19 protein-coding genes and 2 tRNA genes are annotated in these 17,339 nt (G+C 66.2%); 11 read left to right on the plus strand and 10 right to left on the minus strand.

The annotated features are described in order from the left end of the window. Positions 1 to 92 precede the first annotated feature (92 nt). On the plus strand, positions 93 to 674 hold the full coding sequence (locus tag LMI96_RS10220; protein WP_223722025.1) for a DNA helicase: 582 nt from the start codon (positions 93 to 95) through the stop codon (positions 672 to 674). Next, a complete protein-coding gene (locus tag LMI96_RS10225) occupies positions 671 to 1,156 on the plus strand; it encodes an aminoacyl-tRNA deacylase (RefSeq protein ID WP_223722024.1) in 486 nt (161 codons plus the stop codon). The genes LMI96_RS10220 and LMI96_RS10225 overlap by 4 nt, the downstream gene beginning before the upstream one ends. A gap of 18 nt (positions 1,157 to 1,174) precedes the next feature. Here LMI96_RS10225 and LMI96_RS10230 read toward each other — a convergent pair whose 3' ends face one another. Next, positions 1,175 to 1,600, minus strand: coding sequence for an NUDIX hydrolase (locus LMI96_RS10230; RefSeq protein WP_223722023.1), 426 nt, complete (start codon positions 1,598 to 1,600; stop codon positions 1,175 to 1,177). 80 nt (positions 1,601 to 1,680) lie between these two features. On the opposite strand from LMI96_RS10230, the gene LMI96_RS10235 reads away from it, so the two are divergent. From LMI96_RS10235 to LMI96_RS10245, 3 genes are read left to right on the plus strand one after another with little or no spacing between them, the layout of a single operon-like run. Next, positions 1,681 to 2,052 carry a hypothetical protein gene (locus tag LMI96_RS10235; protein WP_223722022.1) on the plus strand — a complete coding sequence of 124 codons (372 nt, stop codon included), beginning with the start codon at positions 1,681 to 1,683 and terminating at the stop codon, positions 2,050 to 2,052. 20 nt (positions 2,053 to 2,072) lie between these two features. Beyond that, the gene (locus tag LMI96_RS10240; protein WP_223722021.1) at positions 2,073 to 2,393 is read left to right on the plus strand and encodes a hypothetical protein; all 321 of its coding nucleotides are present in this window, start codon (positions 2,073 to 2,075) and stop codon (positions 2,391 to 2,393) included. Next, complete coding sequence (locus LMI96_RS10245) at positions 2,390 to 3,637, plus strand: hypothetical protein (RefSeq protein WP_223722020.1); 1,248 nt, start codon at positions 2,390 to 2,392, stop codon at positions 3,635 to 3,637. Before LMI96_RS10240 ends, LMI96_RS10245 begins: the two co-directional genes overlap by 4 nt. Positions 3,638 to 3,755: 118 nt before the next feature. On the opposite strand, the gene LMI96_RS10250 is transcribed toward LMI96_RS10245, so the two are convergent. The 9 genes from LMI96_RS10250 to dnaA form a co-directional block, all read right to left on the minus strand. Beyond that, positions 3,756 to 3,828: transfer RNA gene (locus LMI96_RS10250), tRNA-Ala, on the minus strand. 9 nt (positions 3,829 to 3,837) lie between these two features. Continuing rightward, positions 3,838 to 3,914: transfer RNA gene (locus tag LMI96_RS10255), tRNA-Ile, on the minus strand. A 71-nt stretch (positions 3,915 to 3,985) separates the two neighbouring features. Next, positions 3,986 to 4,390: a DUF3566 domain-containing protein gene (locus tag LMI96_RS10260; protein WP_223722019.1), complete on the minus strand. Its 405-nt coding sequence runs from the start codon at positions 4,388 to 4,390 to the stop codon at positions 3,986 to 3,988. Further along, on the minus strand, positions 4,387 to 6,939 hold the full coding sequence (gene gyrA / locus LMI96_RS10265; protein ID WP_223722018.1) for a DNA gyrase subunit A: 2,553 nt from the start codon (positions 6,937 to 6,939) through the stop codon (positions 4,387 to 4,389). The genes LMI96_RS10260 and gyrA overlap by 4 nt, the downstream gene beginning before the upstream one ends. A 91-nt stretch (positions 6,940 to 7,030) precedes the next feature. Beyond that, complete coding sequence (gene gyrB, locus LMI96_RS10270; protein WP_228361411.1) at positions 7,031 to 9,064, minus strand: DNA topoisomerase (ATP-hydrolyzing) subunit B; 2,034 nt, start codon at positions 9,062 to 9,064, stop codon at positions 7,031 to 7,033. 121 nt (positions 9,065 to 9,185) lie between these two features. Beyond that, a complete protein-coding gene (locus tag LMI96_RS10275; protein WP_223722016.1) occupies positions 9,186 to 9,671 on the minus strand; it encodes a DUF721 domain-containing protein in 486 nt (161 codons plus the stop codon). Beyond that, positions 9,658 to 10,818 carry a DNA replication/repair protein RecF gene (gene recF / locus LMI96_RS10280; protein ID WP_223722015.1) on the minus strand — a complete coding sequence of 387 codons (1,161 nt, stop codon included), beginning with the start codon at positions 10,816 to 10,818 and terminating at the stop codon, positions 9,658 to 9,660. The genes LMI96_RS10275 and recF overlap by 14 nt, the downstream gene beginning before the upstream one ends. 46 nt (positions 10,819 to 10,864) lie before the next feature. Then, positions 10,865 to 12,013 (minus strand): DNA polymerase III subunit beta, encoded by a 1,149-nt coding sequence (gene dnaN / locus LMI96_RS10285; protein ID WP_223722014.1) that lies wholly within the window; start codon positions 12,011 to 12,013, stop codon positions 10,865 to 10,867. Between the two features lie 450 nt (positions 12,014 to 12,463). Further along, positions 12,464 to 13,873: a chromosomal replication initiator protein DnaA gene (gene dnaA / locus LMI96_RS10290; protein WP_223722013.1), complete on the minus strand. Its 1,410-nt coding sequence runs from the start codon at positions 13,871 to 13,873 to the stop codon at positions 12,464 to 12,466. A 266-nt stretch (positions 13,874 to 14,139) separates the two neighbouring features. Here dnaA and rpmH point away from each other — a divergent pair, with 266 nt between their 5' ends. The 6 genes from rpmH (at position 14,140) to rsmG (ending at position 17,264) form a co-directional block, all read left to right on the plus strand. Beyond that, complete coding sequence (gene rpmH, locus LMI96_RS10295; protein ID WP_005054680.1) at positions 14,140 to 14,277, plus strand: 50S ribosomal protein L34; 138 nt, start codon at positions 14,140 to 14,142, stop codon at positions 14,275 to 14,277. A gap of 71 nt (positions 14,278 to 14,348) precedes the next feature. After that, on the plus strand, positions 14,349 to 14,621 hold the full coding sequence (rnpA, locus tag LMI96_RS10300; protein ID WP_231341391.1) for a ribonuclease P protein component: 273 nt from the start codon (positions 14,349 to 14,351) through the stop codon (positions 14,619 to 14,621). Next, a complete protein-coding gene (gene yidD, locus LMI96_RS10305; RefSeq protein ID WP_223722011.1) occupies positions 14,597 to 14,974 on the plus strand; it encodes a membrane protein insertion efficiency factor YidD in 378 nt (125 codons plus the stop codon). Before rnpA ends, yidD begins: the two co-directional genes overlap by 25 nt. Positions 14,975 to 14,979: 5 nt before the next feature. Continuing rightward, complete coding sequence (yidC, locus tag LMI96_RS10310) at positions 14,980 to 16,095, plus strand: membrane protein insertase YidC (RefSeq protein ID WP_223722010.1); 1,116 nt, start codon at positions 14,980 to 14,982, stop codon at positions 16,093 to 16,095. An 18-nt stretch (positions 16,096 to 16,113) separates the two neighbouring features. Then, positions 16,114 to 16,614, plus strand: coding sequence for a R3H domain-containing nucleic acid-binding protein (locus tag LMI96_RS10315; RefSeq protein ID WP_223722009.1), 501 nt, complete (start codon positions 16,114 to 16,116; stop codon positions 16,612 to 16,614). A 23-nt stretch (positions 16,615 to 16,637) separates the two neighbouring features. Beyond that, complete coding sequence (rsmG, locus tag LMI96_RS10320; protein ID WP_223722008.1) at positions 16,638 to 17,264, plus strand: 16S rRNA (guanine(527)-N(7))-methyltransferase RsmG; 627 nt, start codon at positions 16,638 to 16,640, stop codon at positions 17,262 to 17,264. The last annotated feature ends 75 nt before the right edge of the window (positions 17,265 to 17,339 follow it).

Raw genomic sequence — 17,339 nt, forward strand, 5'->3', positions numbered from 1 at the left:
ATTCTCTCAGAGTTCCCTGCAAGCCCCGCCTTCTCGGGCCGGTTCCTCTGGCAGGATGAGCAGACGACAACCCATGAATAGGGGGATCTCACGTGAGCCTCAGCCGCAAGCGGAAGAAGGAGCTTCGAAAGCTCCAGAACCACGCCACGAAGGTGTGGGAAACCCAGCAGGTGCTCGTCGGTGAAGCCGCGGACGTCGCGCGCGAAGCCGGGCGACAGATCGGCCACTACAACCGCGAGCAGATCGTGCCTGCCGTGCACGACGGGTACGACCGCTACGCGGCTCCGTACGTCGACCGCGGCGTGAAGGTGTCTCGCAAGGTGCTCTCCGAGAACGTGGTGCCGGCTGCCGGCGCGCTCGTCGGTGGCGCACTGTCGGTGTGGGACGCCGCCAACGACACGCGGTCGCGCATCGCGTCGGGTCGGGGCATCTCGGTCGACACGGCCAAGTACCAGAAGAAGGCCGCCAAGTACTCGAAGAAGGCGACGCGGGCTCTCTCGGGCAAGCTGTCGGCGCTCGAGCCGCAGAAGAAGGGCATCGGAGCGGGCGGCGTCATCGCCATCCTCCTCGGTGTCGTGGCCGCCGGTGGCGTGCTGTACGCCGCCTGGCAGACGCTGCGCGCCGACGACGAGCTCTGGGTCGCCGACGACCCGCTGCGCGCGCCTGACGCGTGAGTGGAGATCCGACGGGGCGGGTGCGGCAGGCCGCATCCGCCCTCGGTCTTTCCGTCGAGCTCGTCGAACGCCCGGCAGCGGGCAGCCTCGCCGAAGCCGCGGCGCTTCTCGGCCTCGAGCCCGACGACATCGTGAAGACGCTGGTCGTCAGCAGAAGCGACGGCAGCTACCTTTTCGCCCTGGTTCCCGGTGACCGGGCGATCTCGTGGCCGAAGCTTCGCGCGGTGGTCGGGGTGAACAAGCTCCACATGCCGGATGCGGACCGCGCCCTGGCAGCGACCGGCTACGAGCGGGGCACGATCGTGCCGCTCGGGAGCACGCATCCGTGGCCTGTTTTCGCGGACGAGCGCATTCGGGGTCGCCGCATCGCGCTGGGGGCGGGCGCCCACGGGTACAGCCTGTTCACAGATGCAGACGAGCTCATCGCTGCGCTGTCGGCGACGGTTGCCGACATCACGGCGCCTCTTCCCGACGCGTCGTAGACCACTCGCGCCGCGAGGTCAGTCGAGCAGCCCGGCCATCCGCAGGCCGATGTCGACGAGCTTTCCGCGCTGCAACGCCGATACCTCAGCCACGGGGAACCACCGTGCCTCGTCGGTCGATCCATCGAGCTCATCGCGGAGCTCGCCGCCGGTGATCCGCCCCCGGTAGACGATCCGCAGCGTGTGCAACGGCTCTTCGGACTCGGCGATGCGCCGGCCCGCCGGGATCACTCGCGAATGGATGCCGAGAAGCGGTCCGACCATCGCGCGGTATCCGGTCTCTTCCAGGATCTCGCGGCGTGCCGCGTGCTCGGGGTCCTCGCCCGCTTCGAGGCCGCCGCCGGGGAGCGTCCAGGCGCTGTGGCGGCCCTCCATCCAGTGGGCGAGCAGGATGCGGTCATCCTCATCCGTGATGACCGCATAAGCCGCGACGCGCAGATCCATGCGGGCGACTCTATAACCGTCTCCGTGTGACCTGTGGATAACTCTCCGCGCTGTTCACGGGTCTGGTTTACGGTGACGACGTGTCTTTTGATGACGTGTACGCGGACCCCGATGAGGTTCTCGCCCGGGTCGAGGCCGACGCCCGCCGCAGTGAGGAGCGCGCCGCGAAGATGCCCGCGTTCGAAGCAGCCCTCGCGCAGGTACGCGGCGAGGCCGTTTCGCCGCGTCGCGATATCCGGCTCGAGGTCGACTCGACCGGGCGCGTCACGGCGCTGCGCATCTCGGAGCCCGCACTGGGGCGAGGCGCCCAGCGCTTGTCGCACGAGATCCTGGGCCTCATCCGCGCGGCCGAAGCTGATTCCCGTCGCGCGACCCTCGAATCCGTCGAGCAGCTTCTCGGACCCGACGACCCGATCACCCGCCAACTCCGCTCTGCGGGCCCGACCGCATAGAAACCAATCAGGAGACCTCCATGGCTGAAGACATCGCCCTCGATTTCGACCGGCTCCGCCAGCACGCCGCGTTCGTGGATTCACTGGCGAACGACGTGACATCCGCGTTGTCGGTGCTGAAGGGCGGCGACCTGGCGTCCGGTGCGTTCGGCATCCTGTGCGCGTTCCTCGTGCCGCCGAGTCTGGCCATGTCGGCGGCCGCATCCGGGCTTCTCGGCGCCGACGAGTCGCTGCTTCTGCGGACGGCGGGGGAGCTCCGCGGCACCGCGGCGCAGTGGGAGCAGTTCGAAGACGACACCGTGACGACACTGCGTGACCTCGAGAACGGACTCGGCCTGTGAGCACCGGCGCCGCCTTCATCTCGCCGTACTCGGGCAGCCGGCTCCTCGACGACGGACGCACGCTGTCGTCCGCCGTCCGCGAGGGCAACTGGCTCGACGGGGGGATCGCGTTCCTCGACACGCTCGGTAATGCCGGAGCGGCGCTCAGCGATCCGATCGGCACGATCGCCAGTTGCGGCCTCGGGTGGGTCATGAACCACATCAAGCCGCTCAGCACCTGGCTCGAGCAGCTGGCCGGCAGCGAGTCCAATGTCGCGTCGGTCGCGCGGCAGTGGACGTCCGCCGGCGCGACGATGCGCGAGACGGGCTCGGTGCTCACATCGCGACTCCGCGATCTCGAGGGCCTTTCGGGCGACACGGTGACGACGTACATCCGGTTCGCGCAAGACACCTCGCGGCACCTCGCCGCATCCGGCGAGTGGGCGGAATCCGCGGCGACCGGTCTTCTCAGCGCCTCGACGCTCGTCACGAGGATGCAGGGGATCGTGAAGCAGGCGATCTCGCAGGTGATCTCGGTGGCGATCGAAGCGATGGCGGTCGTGGCCGCCTCCATGGGACTGGGGATGGGGTACGCGATCGCGCGGGTCGTGACCAAGGTCAACCAGCTCGTGAACAAGGTCGTGCGACCACTCACGCAGGTGCTGAAGTCGGTAAAGGCCCTCACCGGGCTCGTCGGCCAGCTCCGTTCGCTCTTCGGCAACACGGGGGCGATGATGTCGACCCTCCTCGGCGGAAGCGCACAGGCGGCGTCGATCACGGCCGGAACGGTCACAGATGCCTCCGGCGCGACGCGACTCGGCGCCTCGGGCTACGCCGACCTGGTTCGGGCGAACTCGACGGCGGATGCCTGGCACTACAGCCCGTCCGGCGTCACCCGCATCGACGGCATCGGTGCGGATCTGACCGCGGATGCCCCGATGTCGGGAGGAACCGTCTCCGGCACCGGGGGAACGCCCGGGTCCATCAACGCCGGCGGCGGGGGTTCGATCACCGCCTTGGGCGGACAGGGTTCGGTCGCGGGGACCGGTATGCACACGTCCGGAATCACCGGAATGGCGACCGCGGCCGCGGTCTCGACGACCGCCAGTGCTGCGTCCGGAGCCGGAGCGAGCAACCGGATGATGATGCCGCCCGGAGCGATGTCGGGCGCCCGCGAAGGCGGCCAGCGCAGCGGCGGTCTCGGTATGCGGCGCCCGCGCCTGGAAATCGTGCTCGAAGCCTTTGACGACGACGAGACCGACTGATCGCGCAACCCACACGCGCGGGGGCCCATCGACCGTTCGCTAGGCTCACGGTTCCAATCACAGAACCCGAATAATGCGAGAAGGACCGACCCTGACGGGCCGGTCCTTCTCGCATCTGTGGAGCCTAGGAGATTCGAACTCCTGACATCCTGCTTGCAAAGCAGGCGCTCTACCAACTGAGCTAAGGCCCCGGGGCTGGATGGTGGGGCTACCAGGATTTGAACCTGGGACCTCTTCATTATCAGTGAAGCGCTCTAACCAACTGAGCTATAGCCCCGAATCGCTGCCGACTCGCGCCGCCAACCTCCAAGACTTTACCGGACGCGACGGGATTTCACGAATCGCGGGTCAGTTCGAGGTGAACCCGACGAGCAGTCCGCCGGTCACCTTCACCGCGAGGTTGTAGATGCCGGCCACCACCGCACCGAGCACGGTGATGACGACCAGGTTCAAGATCGCGACGACCGCCGCGAATGCCATCACCTGGGGCAGGCCCACGAACTGGCTGAGCGAGAGCGAGCCGTCGGAGAACGAAGCGAAGAACTCGTCGGCCTTGCCGATCAGGCCCGTGGTCTGCACGATCATGTAGACCAGGAAGAACGAGACCACCGTCACGATCGCGAGCGACACCGCCGCGAGGAACGACAGCTTCACGGCCGACCAGAAGTCGACGTAGACGAGACGAAGGCGAACCTGCTTGGCGCTGGTCTTGCTGCTCGATTTCTTGGCGAGCTTGTCGGCTACCGTGCTCATGCCTCAGTACTTTCGTCGGGGACGGGGGAGGACGCATCCGCTGCATCCGCGGCTTCGTCGATGACTGCGGCCAGTCGTCGCTCGGAGTTCCGAGCGATCGCGATGATCCGGTCATCGTCGTCGGGACGAGCGAAGACCACACCCATCGTGTCGCGACCCTTGGCAGGCACCTCGGCCACGGCAGAGCGTACCACCTTGCCGCTGGCAAGAACCACGAGGACCTCGTCGTCGTCACCGACGATCAGAGCGCCCGCGAGGACCCCTCGATCGTCGTTCAACTTGGCCACCTTGATGCCCAGGCCGCCGCGGCTCTGCACCCGGTACTGGTCGACATCTGTGCGCTTCGCGTACCCGCCCTCGGTCACCACGAAGACGTCGCCGTCATGGCTTGCGACGGATGCGGACAGCAGGCTGTCGACGTCGCGGAACGACATGCCCTTCACGCCCTCGGTCGAGCGGCCCATCGGGCGCAGCGACGAATCGGTGGCGGTGAAGCGCAGCGACATGCCGTGACGGCTGACCAGCAGGATGTCGTCGGTCTCGTCGACGAGCAGCGCACTGACGAGCTCGTCGTCCTCGCGCAGCTTGATCGCGATGACGCCGCCCTGGCGGTTCGTGTCGTACTCGGTGAGGCGCGTCTTCTTCACGAGGCCGCCGCGAGTGGCCAGCACGAGATAGGAGGCAGCCGCGTAGTCGCGGATGTCGAGGATCTGCGCGATCTCTTCGTCCGGCTGCAGGGCGAGCAGGTTCGCGACGTGCTGGCCCTTCGCGTCGCGGCCGGCCTCCGGCACCTCGTACGCCTTGGCGCGGTACACGCGGCCCTTGGTCGTGAAGAACAGCAACCAGTGGTGCGTGGTCGTGACGAAGAAGTGCTCCACGACGTCGTCCGCGCGCAGCTGCGCACCCTTGACGCCCTTGCCGCCGCGGTGCTGCGAGCGGTAGTTGTCGCTACGGGTGCGCTTGATGTACCCGGCGCGCGTGATCGTGACGACCATTTCCTCTTCGGGAATCAGGTCTTCGACCGACATGTCGCCGTCGAAACCGAAGAGGATCTGCGTGCGCCGCTCGTCGCCGTACTTCGCGACGATCTCGGTGAGTTCGGCACGGACGATCGCATTCTGACGTTCGCGGCTCTGCAGGATGTCCTGGTAGTCGGCGATCTGCGTCTGAAGCTCGGTGGCCTCGTCGATGATCTTCTGGCGCTCGAGAGCCGCCAGGCGACGCAGCTGCATCGCGAGGATCGCGTCCGCCTGCACGTCATCGATCTCGAGCAGTCTCTTCAGTCCGCCGCGCGCGTCGTCGACCGTCGCCGACGCGCGGATGAGCGCGATGACCTCGTCGAGCGCGTCGAGCGCCTTGAGGTACCCGCGCAGGATGTGCATGCGCTCTTCGGCTTTGCGCAGGCGGTACGCCGTGCGGCGCACGATGACGTCGATCTGGTGAGCGATCCAGTACGTCACGAACCCGTCGAGCGAGAGCGTGCGGGGCACGCCGTCGACGATCGCGAGCATGTTCGCGCCGAAGTTGTCTTGCAGCTGCGTGTGCTTGTACAGGTTGTTCAGCACGACCTTCGCGACGGCGTCGCGCTTGAGCACGACGACCAGGCGCTGACCCGTGCGATCGCTCGACTCGTCGCGGATGTCGGCGATTCCGGTGATCTTGCCGTCGCGGGCGAGATCGCGGATCTTCACCGCCACGTTGTCGGGGTTCACCTGGTACGGCAACTCGGTGACCACGAGGCACGTGCGGCCCTGGATCTCTTCGATGTTGACGACGGCGCGCATCGTGATCGAGCCGCGGCCCGTGCGGTACGCCTCCTGGATTCCCCGGGTACCGAGGATCTGCGCGGAGGTCGGAAAGTCCGGTCCCTTGATCCGCTGCATGAGGGCCTCGAGGAGCTCCTCGTGCGTGGCCTCGGGGTGATCGAGGGCCCACAGCACACCGTCGGACACCTCGCGGAGGTTGTGCGGCGGGATGTTGGTGGCCATACCGACCGCGATGCCGACCGAGCCGTTGACCAGCAGGTTCGGGAATCGGGCCGGCAGAACGACCGGCTCCTGCGTCTGACCGTCATAGTTGTCGACGAAATCGACGGTGTCCTCTTCGATGTCGCGCACCATCTCGAGCGCGAGCGGAGCCATCTTCGTCTCGGTGTACCGCGGGGCGGCGGCGCCCTGGTTGCCCGGCGAACCGAAGTTTCCTTGACCGAGGGCCAGCGGGTAGCGCAGCGACCACGGCTGCACGAGACGCACGAGGGCGTCGTAGATCGGCGAGTCACCGTGCGGGTGGTACTGACCCATCACCTCGCCGACGACGCGCGCGCACTTCGAGAACGACTTGTCGGGGCGGAATCCGCCGTCGTACATGCCGTAGATCACGCGACGGTGAACGGGCTTCAGTCCGTCTTCGACGCGCGGCAGCGCGCGTCCGACGATGACGCTCATCGCGTAGTCGAGGTAGCTGCGCTGCATCTCCGACTGTAGGTCGACCTGGTCGATCCTGCCGTGGTCGTGCTCGGGTGCCTCGTTGGGGCGCTCTTCGTCAGTCATGTACCTGTCTATTCTCCCGTGGGCCCTTCGTCTCGCTTCGCTCGTTCAGGGACCGGATGCTGAACGAGGCGCACAGCGCCGAGACGAAGTATCAGATGTCGAGGAAGCGGACGTCCTTGGCGTTGCGCTGGATGAAGGTGCGACGGGACTCGACGTCCTCGCCCATCAGGGTCGAGAAGATCTCGTCCGCGGCGGCCGCATCGTCGATCGTGACCTGCAGAAGCGTGCGGGTGGCGGGGTTCATCGTCGTCTCCCACAGCTCCTTCGCGTTCATCTCACCGAGACCCTTGTAACGCTGGATGCCGTTGTCTTTCGGGATGCGCTTGTTCCCCGCGACACCGGCGGCGAGCAGCGCGTCGCGCTCGGCATCGCTGTAGACGTACTCGTGGGGCGAGTTCGACCACTTGAGTCGGTACAGCGGCGGCTGCGCGAGGTAGACGTAACCGGCCTCGATGAGACCGCGCATGTAGCGGAACAGGAGAGTCAGCAGAAGCGTCGTGATGTGCTGGCCGTCGACGTCGGCATCCGCCATCAGGACGATCTTGTGATAGCGCGCCTTCTCGATCGAGAAGTCCTCGCCGATGCCGGTTCCGAAGGCCTGGATCATGGCCTGCACCTCGTTGTTGCCGAGGGCACGGTCGAGGCGTGCGCGCTCGACGTTCAGGATCTTGCCGCGAAGGGCCAGGATCGCCTGCGTGTGCGGGTCGCGACCCTGCACCGCCGAGCCACCGGCCGAGTCACCCTCGACGAGGAAGATCTCACTGATCGACGCGTCCTTGCTCGTGCAGTCCTTCAGCTTGTCGGGCATGGATGCCGACTCGAAGACGCTCTTGCGTCGCGCGGTCTCGCGGGCTTTACGGGCCGCGAGACGTGCGGTGTTCGCATCCATCGCCTTGCGGACGATGTTCTTCGCCTGCTGCGGGTTGCGATCGAACCAGTCACCGAGCTGATCGCCGACGACCTTCTGGACGAAGGCCTTCGCCTCGGTGTTACCGAGCTTGGTCTTCGTCTGGCCCTCGAACTGCGGCTCCGACAGCTTCACCGAGATGACCGCGGTCAGCCCCTCGCGCACATCGTCGCCGGAGAGGTTGTCATCCTTCTCCTTGAGCATGTTCTGCGCGCGCGCGTACTTGTTCACGAGCGTGGTCAGCGCGGCACGGAAGCCCTCTTCGTGCGTACCGCCCTCGTGCGTGTTGATCGTGTTCGCGTAGGTGAAGACGTTCTCCGTGTACGACGTCGTCCACTGCATCGCGAGCTCCAGCGCGATCTTGCGCTCGGTGTCTTCGGTCTCGAAGTCGATGATCTGGTCGTTGACCGGCTCGGACTTGCGCACACGGTTCAGGTACTCGACGTAGTCCACGAGGCCCCGCTCGTAGAGGAACTCGTCGTGCGGCTGCGTGGCCACGCGCTGGCCGTCGACCTCGTCATCGACCGAGTGCTCGGTGCGCTCGTCGCGCAGCGAGATCGCGAGGCCCTTGTTCAGGAACGCCATCTGCTGGAAGCGGGTGCGGAGGGTGTCGTAGTCGAACTCGACCGACTCGAAGATCTCCGGGTCGGGCCAGAACGTGATCGTCGTGCCGGTGTCGACGCTGTCTTCTTCTTGCGCGAGCGGTGCCTGCGGCACGCCGCCCCCGGCGTACGACTGACGCCAGACGGATCCCTGACGACGCACCTCGACATCGAGGCGCGTGGACAGCGCGTTCACAACGGAGGAACCGACGCCGTGCAGTCCGCCCGAGACCGCGTATCCGCCGCCGCCGAACTTGCCGCCGGCGTGCAGAACCGTGAGCACGACCTCGACGGTCGACTTTCCCTCGGCCTTGTGGATGTCGACGGGGATGCCGCGGCCGTTGTCGACGACACGCACTGCACCGTCGGCGAGGATCGTTACCTCGATGCGGTCGCAGTACCCGGCGAGGGCCTCATCGACCGAGTTGTCGACGATCTCGTAGACCAGGTGATGGAGTCCGCGCGGCCCGGTCGAGCCGATGTACATGCCCGGGCGCTTGCGAACCGCCTCGAGCCCCTCCAGCACCTGAATGTTGTCGGCGCCGTACTCATCACCGCTTTGTTCGCGCTTTTTCGCTTCGCTGTCGGAAACGCTGGGGGGTGTAGGGGACGTCATATGTGTCGAGCGCTCCGGTTCAGTAGAGGGGGCCTCTTGATTCTATCAAGTCGGCTCGGATCGCGGGGCGTGTACGCCCGTGTAGCGTCACGAAACGCGAAGAGGTACGTCCGTACGTGGGTTATCCGTAGGTATCCCGAGGGCCCCGGCCTGGAACGGCTCTGGGACCCCATTTCCAGGACGGGACGTCCGGTCCGACAAAGCGCACGTTCTCGACCCCCGCTTCGGGGAACCGCAGCGCGATCTGCGTGACGATGTGCGTGCGCATGAGTCGAAGCTGCTGCGCCCAGGCCGTGGAGTCGCACTGCACCGTGAGAACACCGGCATCCAGACCCACCGGCCGGGTGTGCTGAGCGGTCTCATCTCCTGCGACGTCGCGCCACTGCAGCACGAGATCTTCTCGCGCGAGCAGCGGATCCCAGCCGGCCTGCTTGGTCCACTTCGCGAGCACATCGCCGAGTCCGTGCGGATCGCGACCGGGGGTGAAGGGTGCGTTGTCGTCTCCCGGCAGGCGACGCTTGCGCCGCGCACCCTTCCGGCTCGTCGGTTCGAGTCCACGCAGCCGCAGGTAGGTCGCCATCGTCTCGGGGATGTCATCGTCCGTCATCGTCGACCTCCCGAATCTGTCCGGCGTCGATCCGTACGGTGCGGCCGCGGAGACCGGCCGGCACGTCTGCTTCGACCGCCGCCGTCACGATCACCTGTTGGAAGTCGCCGACCAGCGTCGCAAGGCGCATCCGCCGATCGGCGTCGAGCTCGGCGAACACGTCATCGAGGATCACGATCGGGTCGCCCAGCGAGCTCTCGGCGCGAAGAAGCTGCGCGGAGGCGAGGCGCAAGCCCAACGCGACCGACCACGATTCGCCGTGCGACGCGTATCCCTTCACCGGAAGCGAGCGGATGCGGAGCACGAGATCGTCGCGGTGGGGTCCGACGAGCGTGACGCCGCGCTCGATCTCGGCCGACCGCTTCGCCGTCAGCGCGGCACGGAAGGCCTCCGCCGTGTCACCGGACGCGACAATGGTCGTCGCGGCCGTGTCTTCTTCGGGATCGGCACCGGCGATGGACGTCGCCCACTCGATCTCGGGGGAGTGGTCGGCGCCGGCGATGGCGGCGTACGCCTCGACCAGCGGCGGATGCAGTTCCCGAGCGAGGCGCGCCCGCGCCTCGATGATCTCGGTACCGAGCGCGATGAGCTTGTCGTCCCACACGTCGAGGGTCGGCAGCGCCTCGGCGCGGAGCCCGCGGGCGCGAGCCGATTTGAGCAGGGCGGTGCGTTGCCGGAGCACCCGGTCGTAGTCGCCGAGCACCCCCGACATGCGCGGGGCGCGCTGCACGAGCAGCTGATCCGCGAAACGGCGGCGGGCCGAGGGATCACCACGAACGATCTGCAGGTCTTCCGGAGCGAAGAGCACGACCTGCGCGTAACGGGGGAGTTCGGAACTGCGCACCGGAGCGCCGCCGACGCGCGCCTTGTTCGACCCCTGCTTGTTGATCTGGATCTCGAGGATCACACGACGCTCTCCGTGTGCGAGTCGCGTGCGAACGATCGCCGCATCCGCCCCCGAACGCACGAGCGGGGCGTCGGCCGAGACCCGGTGCGACCCGAGAGTCGCGAGGTAGGTGATGGCCTCGACGAGGTTCGTCTTTCCTTGACCGTTGCGGCCGACCAGCAGGTTGGCACCCGGCGCCAGAGCGAGTTCAGCGTGTGCGTAGTTGCGGAAGTCGACAAGACTCAGCTGCTCCACGATCACCGGGTCAGACTACCCGGGGCCGCCGACTCCGGCCTGGCCCGATCGATCAGCGGAGCAACAGGTTCGGCTGGAGCAGGTACTTGAACGAGCCCTCGCCGCCCTTGTCGACCGAGGTCTGGGGGGTGACGAGGATCGGGCTCAACTTGTTGGCGTTGTCGCTCGACGTGAAAGTCACGCGGGTGAACTCGCTGCGCACGGCTGCCAGAGCCTCGAGCAGGTACTGCGGGTTGAGGCCCAACGTGACGTCTTCGCCGGTCAGCGTCGAGTCGACCGACTCAGAGGCGCGGGCCTGCTCGGTGCCGGATGCCTCCATGGCCACGCCCTCGGCGCCGAACGTGAAACGCAATGGCGCGGAACGGTCGAGCACGAGAGCCACACGACGCACGGCTTCGGCGAGTTCGGCGGTGTTGACCACGGCGTGGTGGTCGGTCTGCTCGGGGAACAAGCGGCGCACGGGCGGGAAATTGCCCTTAATCAGCAGCGAGGTGACGGTCTTGTTGCCGGAGGTGAACGCGATGATCTCGCGATCTCCGGACCCCGAGAAGGCGATCGAGATGTTCTCGCCGTGCGAGAAGGTCTTTCCGACCTCCTGCAGGGTGCGCGCCGGCACGAGGGCCGTCGTGGTCTCGCCCTCGGCGACGGCCGGGCCGTCCCACGGAATCTGGCGGAGCGCCACGCGGTAGCGGTCGGTGGCGACGAGGCTGAGCTGGTTGCCACTGACCTCGAGCTGAACACCCGTGAGCACCGGGGTGACGTCATCTCGGGACGCTGCGAAGGCGACCTGAGCGATCGCGGTGGCGAAGTCATCGGCCGGAACCAGGCCGGACTCGCCGCTGACCTCGGGAATCGCGGGATATTCCTGCACCGGCATGGACGCAAGAGTGAATCGCGCGGAACCGCAGGTCAGCAGAATCCCGTCATCGTCGACCGTTATCTGAATCGGCGCGTTCGGAAGGCGGCTCGCGATGTCGGAGAGCAATCGGCCGTGCACCAGGATCGTGCCGGGTTCGTCGACCGTGGCATCGATCGTCGTTCGGGCGGATGCCTCGTAGTCGAAGGCCGAGAGCGAAAGCCCCTCGGCCGATGCCTCGATCAGAACACCGGCCAGGATCGGCTGCGGGTTCCGCTGGGGCAGGAGCTTGACCACGAAGGACACAGCTTCGCTGAATACATCGCGATTGACGTGGAACTTCACGGACGCTCCCTCGGTGACGGGCTGGGCCTTCCCATGCTAGTGCCGCCGTTGAGGGGCGCGAAGACCGGCGATCGATCCGCTGTAAAGGTGATCGAAGGGTTTTCAATGAGAAAGGGATATTCATCTTGTTAACAGCTGTGGGAACTGTGGATAACTCGGTGGATGACTGTCGGCGAGCGGGAACTACACGCGTGTGAGTTGTGGAATCCCTGAGGAAACCGCTGTCGAAGTGTCATTCACCGGATACCCCCCTCACGAACGTTGTCCACAGGTCGACCACCTGCAGTTCACATTCCGGGCGGCGTGGCTCACAGTTATCCACAGGTTTTCCACACTGTGTAAAGCGGATTGTCGGCACGACCCGGGGCGCTGTCAAGTCGGGCCGTCACGGCGCGCCGAACGGCCCCCGGTTCGAGGTCGACCGCATCCGCGCGAGGCACGGCGAGGGGCTCAGCGACCGACGCGGCCCAGCTGGGTGGTGATCTCGGAGACCTGGTTGTAGATCGAGCGACGCTCTTTCATGAGGTCGCTGATCTTCTTGTACGCGTACATGACGGTCGTGTGATCACGGTTGCCGAACAGTTGGCCGATCTTCGGCAGCGACAGGTTCGTGCGCTCGCGGCACAGATACATCGCGATCTGGCGTGCCGTTGCAATCGCCTGCGACCGGCTCGACCCGTAGAGGTCGTCGACGGAGAGCTTGAAGTACTGGGCGGTCGCGGTGATGATGTCGGTCGGCGAGATGACGTTGGCGTCGTCCTGGTCGATGATGTCGCGGAGCACCTGCTGCGCGAGGGACATGTCGAGGGTCGAGCGGTTCAAGCTCGCGAATGCGGAGACGCGGATGAGCGCACCCTCGAGTTCGCGGATGTTGCTCGAGACGACCGTTGCGATGTACTCCAGCACCTCGTCGGGGATCTGGAGACGCTCGTTCTGGGCCTTCTTGCGAAGGATCGCGATGCGCGTCTCGAGGTCGGGCGCCTGCACATCGGTGATCAGGCCCCACTCGAAGCGACTCCGCATCCGATCTTCGAAGCCGGTGAGGTGCTTCGGGGGCACATCGCTCGTGATCACGACCTGTTTGTCGTGATCGTGCAGCGTGTTGAAGGTGTGGAAGAAGGCTTCCTGGGTCTCGGCGCGACCCTGCAGGAACTGGATGTCGTCGATCAGCAGGATGTCGACATCGCGGTAACGGGCCTGGAACGCCGACCCGCGGTTGTTGGCGATCGAGTTGATGAAGTCGTTCGTGAACTCTTCGCTGGAGACGTAACGCACCTTGATGCCCGGATACATGGTCAACGCGTAGTCGCCGATCGCATGTAACAGGTGCGTCTTACCGAGCCCGGAGTCGCCGTAGATGAAGAGCGGGTTGTACGCCTTCGCCGGTGCTTCTGCGACGGCGACCGCCGCGGCGTGGGCGAAGCGGTTCGACTGTCCGATGACGAAGCGGTCGAAGGTGTATTTGGGATTCAGTCGCGTGTCGGCGCGTCCGCTCGGGGCGATGTCGACACGTTCCTCTACGGGCGCCGGCGCCGTCTCGATCGGAGACGTCTGCACGGCGAGGGGCGCAGACAGGTGGGCGTCGATGAGTTCGGGGTTCACGACGACGCGGAATGCGCTGACCTCGTCGCCGGTGGATGCCTGGGCGAGAGCCTCGAGGATGACCGACCTTAGCCGCTTGTTGAGCTGGGCGGCGGTCAGGTCGTTCGGGACGTCGAGGTACAGGGTGCCGGCCATGATCCCCTGCGGAACCGCGAGGGCCAGGAACCCGTGCATCTGCGGCGAGACGCGGTCGTCCTTCGAGAGGATGCGTAGTGCGTCCGACCACACGGGGACGTCGGGAGACTCCTGCGCTGACATGGTCTCCTTCTCGGCTTCAGCCCCTGTGGATAAGTGCCGGAGCAACGCTAGCTACGGTGGCGTCGCAGAGCAAACTCCACTGTAGTTCCGGGGGTGTGTCGTGTCGTCGGAGTTGTCCCCAAGCTGTGGATAATGCCCTCTTGCCGAGTTCGGTTTGAGTTCTGGGCTCCGCCGACGTAGCCTTAGTCGGTTGACTTATGCCCTCGAGGCAGTCCCGTCCGTCCCCGGTGAGAGCGTTCCGGTGACAACCCATCCGGAGTGATTCCATGAGCAAGCGCACGTTCCAGCCCAACAACCGCCGCCGCGCCAAGAAGCACGGCTTCCGCGCCCGTATGCGCACCCGCGCCGGTCGTTCGATCCTTTCGGCTCGTCGCGCCAAGGGGCGCACCGAGCTCTCGGCCTGACCCGAGCGTTGCTCTCGCGGCCGAACCGACTGACCGACGGCGCCGAGTACAAGGCTGTCGTCCGTCGCGGCGTGCGATGTTCCGGGCCTCACACCGTCACCTACGTGGTGGCGACCGGTGAGGACCGAGCCGCACGATTCGGTTTCATCGTGAGCAAGAAGGTCGGTTCCGCCGTCGTCCGCAACACGGTCAGACGTCGACTCAAGGCCATCTGCGCGTCCGCGCTCCCGACTCTCGGTCGGGGCGCGGACGTTGTCGTGCGTGCACTTCCGGGGGCCGCCGACGCGAGCTTCCAGGAGCTGGACGCCCACGTGAACAGATGCCTGGCCCGGAGCGCATCGTGAGCACGTCGACGCTGCCGGCCGCATCCGTCGGGACCGCGCATCTGCCGACCGGCGGGTGGCTCGCCAGCATCCCCCTCGTTCCCCGGAACGCCGCGCTCGCCCTTCTGCACGGGTATCGCGCCACGATCTCCCACACGTACGGCGACGTCTGCCGCTACTACCCCTCCTGTTCGGCCTACGCGGTCGGTGCAGTCCAGCAGCACGGCGCAGTCAAGGGCGCGGCGATGGCCGCTGCTCGTATCGCGCGGTGCCATCCGTGGGCCGAGGGCGGCATCGACGACCCTTCGCCGCACCCCCACTTCTCGCACGCTCTCACCCGGCACGGTTTCGTCGTGCCTGTCAGAAAGGACTGATCCCCGTGGATCTGGTACTTGCTTCTGCCGCGCAACAGTCGTCCGGCGGATTCGATCTTCTCGGAACGATCCTCTGGCCACTGAAGTGGCTCGTGGAGCTCGTTCTCGTCGGCTGGCACTCCGTCTGGACGTTCCTGGGCCTCGCCCCGGACTCCGGTATCGCGTGGGTGCTGTCGATCGTCGGCCTCGTCATCGTCGTCCGCGCCGCCCTGATCCCGCTGTTCGTGAAGCAGATCAAGAGCCAGCGAAAGATGATGGAAATCGCTCCTGAACTGCGAAAAGTTCAGGAGAAGTACCGCGGCAAGAAGGATCAGCTCTCCCGCGAGGCGATGAGCCGCGAAACCATGGCCCTGTATAAGAAGCACGGGACGACCCCCATCTCGGGGTGCCTGCCGTTGCTGGTGCAGATGCCGGTCTTCTTCTCGCTGTACAGCGTGCTCAACGACGTCGCAAAGCACGCCACGCAGGGGATCGGTGGCGTCGGCCTCCTGAACGCCGATCTGACCTCGGAGTTCTACGACGCTCGGCTGTTCGGGGTGGCGTCTCTGCACGACACTCTGGTCGGGGCGTGGGGTAAGCCCGACGGCACGACGACGGTCATCATCCTGATCGTGCTCGTGGTGCTGATGATCTCGTCGCAGTTCTTCACGCAGCTGCAGATCATCTCTAAGAACCTCTCCCCCGAGGCCAAGACCGGCCAGGCGTACCAGATGCAGCGCATCATGCTCTTCATCCTGCCGCTCGGTTTCATCTTCTCCGGTGTGTTCTTCCCGCTCGGCGTCGTCGTGTACTGGTTCGTGAGCAACCTGTGGACGATGGTTCAGCAGTTCCTCGTCATCCGTAACCTGCCGACCCCCGGGTCCGAGGCAGCCAAGGCACGTGAAGAGCGACTCGCGCGTCGAGGCAAGGCGCTCGACGCGAAGGGTCGCGTCATCACGATGGAGAAGTACGAGGCCGAGCAGGCGCGTCTTCTCGAGGAAGCAGAGCGCAAGCGCGCCGCTGCCCCGAAGCGTCAGCAGCCCGTGGGCAAGCAGCGCGCGAAGAAGCAGGGTCCGAAGCCGACCACCACGCCTCCGCGCGCGGGTACCGGCGATTCACCCGCGACTCCCCCGTCCGCCTGATCCCCGAGGACTCCGCAGATGACTGAGACTGTGCACACCGCGCCCGAATCCGAGTCGATCGAGCAGCTCGAGCAGGAGGGCGACGCCGCGGCGGACTTCCTGGAAGGCCTGCTCGACATCGTCGACGTCGACGGCGACTTGGCCATGGATGTGCGCAACGGGCGTGCCTACGTGTCCATCGAGTCGGATGGTGACGACGACTCGTTGCGGATCCTGGCTAACCCCGACACGGTTTCGGCGCTCCAGGAGCTCACCCGCCTTGCGGTTCAGAGCAGCACGGGTCGGTTCTCCCGCTTGATCCTGGATGTGAGCGGATCGCGGGATGCGCGTCGCCGCCAGCTGGACGCGCTGGTGGCTCGCGCCGCAGATCGACTGGATGAGGGCGCCTCGCAGGCCTCCCTTCCGGCCATGTCGAGCTACGAGCGAAAGCTGGTGCACGACATCGCGGCCGAGCGCGGCCTCGTTTCCGAGTCGTACGGCGACGGTGCGGACCGGCACACGGTTCTGCGTCGCGCGTGAATGTTTCACGTGAAACATCGGCAATGAGCCTCGAGCAGGAGCCGGCATCTGCGGCGACCATCTTCGGTGACCGCGTCGATCTCGCCCGGCAGTTCACGGCCAATCTCGCAGCCGAGGGTGAGACCCGCGGTCTTATCGGTCCGCTCGAGGTTCCTCGACTGTGGACCCGCCACATTCTGAACAGCGCGGTGATCGCGCCTCTTTTCTCCGCTGGCCGGGTCGGCGACGTGGGATCCGGTGCCGGTCTGCCAGGACTCGTGGCGGCGATCGCGCGACCCGACGTCACCTGGGTGCTCATCGAGCCGATGGAGCGACGCACGACGTGGCTGCAGGAGCAGGCCGATGAGCTCGGGCTGACGAACGTCGAGGTCGTTCGCGGTCGTGCCGAGGACTGGACCGAAGGTGCGTCCCTGGATGCGGTGACGGCCCGCGCCGTGAGCGCTCTTCGTACGCTGCTGCCACTGACCGTGCCCCTCGTGCGCAACGGTGGAGAGATCATCCTCATGAAGGGCGTCTCCGCGGACGCCGAGATCGAGAAGGCCGCGAAGCAGATCCGCCACCTTCGCCTCGCTGACGTCCGCGTCGAGCTGGTCGGCAAGGACCTTCTCGACGAACCGACTCGCGTGGTCCGGGCGGTCGTCCGTCGCTGACATTGTCGATGTTTCACGTGAAACATCTGATCGGGTCGTGTCAGGTCTCCCGGCTAAAGTGGACAGGTCCCCCCG

Source organism: Microbacterium sp. cx-59 (assembly GCF_020805625.1).
In the GTDB taxonomy this organism is placed as follows: Bacteria; Actinomycetota; Actinomycetes; order Actinomycetales; family Microbacteriaceae; genus Microbacterium.